Source organism: Okeania sp. SIO1H4, from assembly GCF_010672695.1.
Classification (GTDB): domain Bacteria; phylum Cyanobacteriota; class Cyanobacteriia; order Cyanobacteriales; family Microcoleaceae; genus Okeania; species Okeania hirsuta.
Map to the genome: position 1 here is coordinate 1 of NZ_JAAHGB010000156.1, position 3,140 is coordinate 3,140.

Consider the following 3,140-nt stretch of genomic DNA (forward strand, 5'->3'; position numbering starts at 1 on the left):
AAGACCCAGCTAAATGTCCTTTGAACTCTTATCCAATAATGGTTTTGAGCTGCTTGTAACCCTGTGAGGTCAAGGGCATTATTGGGTTTTTAGTCATTTGTCAAAAAAATTAGATGCGTTTTCCCTGAGTAGGTAGGGACGTTGCATGCAACGTCCCTACAGAGTAGACGATAATTGATTTTATTTTTTATTATTGGAGATGTCTAGTAGTAATATAACAACAAACATCAAAAAAAAGGAAACAAGCAAAATGAGAGAAACTTCTAAACCTGTTGTAGAAAAGGTTGCCATTATTGGTGCTGGTCCTGGTGGTCTAGCAACAGCGATCGCTCTGAGAAAACAAGGTATTGATGCCCATGTCTATGAAAAGGCCAGGGAATTTAGTCCAGTGGGAGGTGGTCTAGGTTTAGTGCCCAATGGTTTGAGATGTCTAGATGCCATTGAACCAGAGATAGCAGCTACACTAAAACGTTCAGGTTGTCAAGTAGAGAGAGTGACTGTGAAAACAAGCACCGGAGAAACCATCATGACTAACGAAAGTAAGATGATGGCAAAATACGGACAACCAACATTAACTATTTGGTGGTGGCATTTGCAACAGATTTTAGCATCGGCACTGCCACCAGAAGTGATTCACTTGAATCATAGTTGCGTCAGTTTTGAGCAAAATCAAAACACTGTTATCATTCACTTTGAGAATGAAAAAACTGTCGAGTCAGATTTGCTCATTGGAGCTGATGGGATAAACTCTAGAGTAAGACAAACATTGATTGGTGACGGGGAACCTCGATATCTAGGCACTATGTCTTGGCATACTGTGATGAATTATAACAAGAACAACGATCTACTACCACCAAATGAAATGATCATTATGAGGGGAGAAAAAAGTATATTATTCCTGCTTAACTTAGGGGAGGGAAATATGTACTGGAGCGCTCGGAAGGTATTGTCAGACTTCTCTCTTTCCACAACTGCTGCTGAGGTTAAGTCTCGTGTTCTCAAAGAGTTTGCTGATTGGATCGAGCCAGTGCGGAAACTAATGGAAACAACCGATGCTGAACGGATATTAGAAAGGCCAATCTGTGACAAAGCCCCATTAAAGCAATGGAGTTATGGTAGAGTGACTTTATTGGGAGATGCCGCTCATCCAATGTCACCACTGGAAGGACAAGGAGCAAATACTACTTTTGAAGACGCTTATGAAATTGCCGAATGTCTGTGTAACTTTCCAGACCTGCAAACAGCTCTCAGTGCCTACGACAACCGTCGCATTCATCGTACAGCAATGATTCAAGCTTTTACAGGAGAGGGTGAGAAAGACTTAGATCAACCTATTCAAAGAACAAACCAACAGTCACAGCAGGAACGTGAAGAGTTTCGACATTGGATGTATGATTACGATCCAAAATCAGAAGCACGTCTGAAACCTTGGAAAGAAAAAGTTGAAGTCTAATAACAAATAGCCAAAAAAAAGGAAACAAGCAAAATGAGAGAAACTTCCAAACCTGTTGTGGAGAAAGTTGCCATTATCGGTGGAGGTATTGGTGGTTTAGCAACAGCGATCGCTTTGAGAAAACAAGGTATTGATGCTCATGTCTATGAGAAAGCTAGAGATTTGCGCCCAGTCGGCGCAGGTTTATCCATCAATCCTAACGGTTTAAAAGCTCTAGAGGCGATAGAACCAACTATAGTAGAACAATTAAAACAAGCAGGCAGCATACTCAAAGTCATAAACTTGCGGAAAAATAGTGGTGAGATAATTCAGCAAACAAAAATCACTATGATGGAAAAATACGGACAACCTTTGTTGAGTACCCGCTGGTCTAAATTACAGGAAATTCTGGCAGCAGCACTTCCACCAGATATAGTTCACCTGAGTCATCGCTGCGTTAGCTTCACTCAAAACCATAACAGTGTGACAGTAGAATTTGAGGGCAAAAAAACAGTAGAGGTAGACCTAGTAGTAGGAGCAGATGGAATTAAATCTGCTGTCAGACAAATACTAATTGGTGATGGCGAACCTCGCTATTTAGGTAGAATGTCTTGGCGTGGTCTTCTCAAGTATAGTCACGAACTGCTTGGTGCTAATGAAGTGACTACAATGACAGCCGCACCTAAGAACCTTACACTGATGGATGTGGGTGACGGATATATATTTTGGGGAGCAACAATGCTGTGTGTAGATGATTCTAATTCTGGGAATGCTGCTGATATTAAATCTCGGCTGCTCAAAGAATTTGGTGAGTGGGCATCTCCTGTGCCTGAGATTATGGAAGCAACAGATGCAGAAATCATTGTAGAACGACCGATATGGGATAGAGAACCATTGTCCAGTTGGAGCAAGGGGAGAGTTACACTTTTGGGAGATGCTGCTCATCCCATGAGTCCATCTATTGGACAGGGAGCAAGTACGGCTTTTGAAGATGGCTACGAACTCTCGGAGTACCTGGCAAAAGCTCCCAACCTTGACGCAGCTTTAGCTCTATATGATAGAAATCGCATAGAACGCACACATATTATTCAAGCTCGTAGTGGTTTGGCGGGCAGGCGAGCATACGAACCTGACAGCGAAAAATATCTTCAGGAGATATTCAGAAGTAATGAGGAGTTTGAAGACTGGCTTTATAAATACGATCCATTAGCGGTAGCGTCCTGTAGGGTATATTAGCCAGTCGAGAGGCGATCGCACAAAATTACAGTGAAGATCGCCTAAATTAGTAGGCACTATATATAGTATCCTTGCGTAAGTCCGATCGTAACAAATAGCCAAATACCAATACTAATATGAAATTACCCCCAGACAAATCTACTATTTTGCCCTTGAAAGCAAGTCTATTAACACTTTTAGCTATTATACCTCTTGTATCCATACATGGACACGAAAAAGATGTGTTGACTTTGATAAGCGATCGGTATATTCTAAAATCACATAAATACAATCACTCCAAACAGCCTCCAGTTAAGTATCAGAGTCAATCGCAGCCAGTAACGGAAAGTTTGAAAAACGCTCAAACTAGTGCAGGATGGCAGAAATAAGTGACCAGTAGAAGCAATGCCTTCTTCCTGAGATAGAATACTCAGAAGTGTGATCGCGATCGTAAAATAAATGGTCAATAGCCAAGCTAAAAATGATCGGCATT

Annotated in this window: 2 protein-coding genes; both read left to right on the forward strand. The window is 41.4% G+C overall.

Annotated elements, in window-relative coordinates:
- Positions 1–250 precede the first annotated feature (250 nt).
- Positions 251–1,453: an NAD(P)/FAD-dependent oxidoreductase gene (locus F6K06_RS33285; RefSeq protein ID WP_287245321.1), complete on the forward strand. Its 1,203-nt coding sequence runs from the start codon at positions 251–253 to the stop codon at positions 1,451–1,453.
- A 33-nt stretch (positions 1,454–1,486) separates the two neighbouring features.
- The gene (locus F6K06_RS33290; RefSeq protein ID WP_124147319.1) at positions 1,487–2,668 is read left to right on the forward strand and encodes an NAD(P)/FAD-dependent oxidoreductase; all 1,182 of its coding nucleotides are present in this window, start codon (positions 1,487–1,489) and stop codon (positions 2,666–2,668) included.
- Positions 2,669–3,140: the final 472 nt, after the last annotated feature.

Excerpts from the sequence above, each read along its gene's own strand:
- F6K06_RS33290 (WP_124147319.1), top strand. The coding sequence starts at position 1,487 with ATGAGAGAAACTTCCAAACCTGTTGTGGAGAAAGTTGCCATTATCGGT.
- F6K06_RS33285 (WP_287245321.1), top strand. The coding sequence starts at position 251 with ATGAGAGAAACTTCTAAACCTGTTGTAGAAAAGGTTGCCATTATTGGT.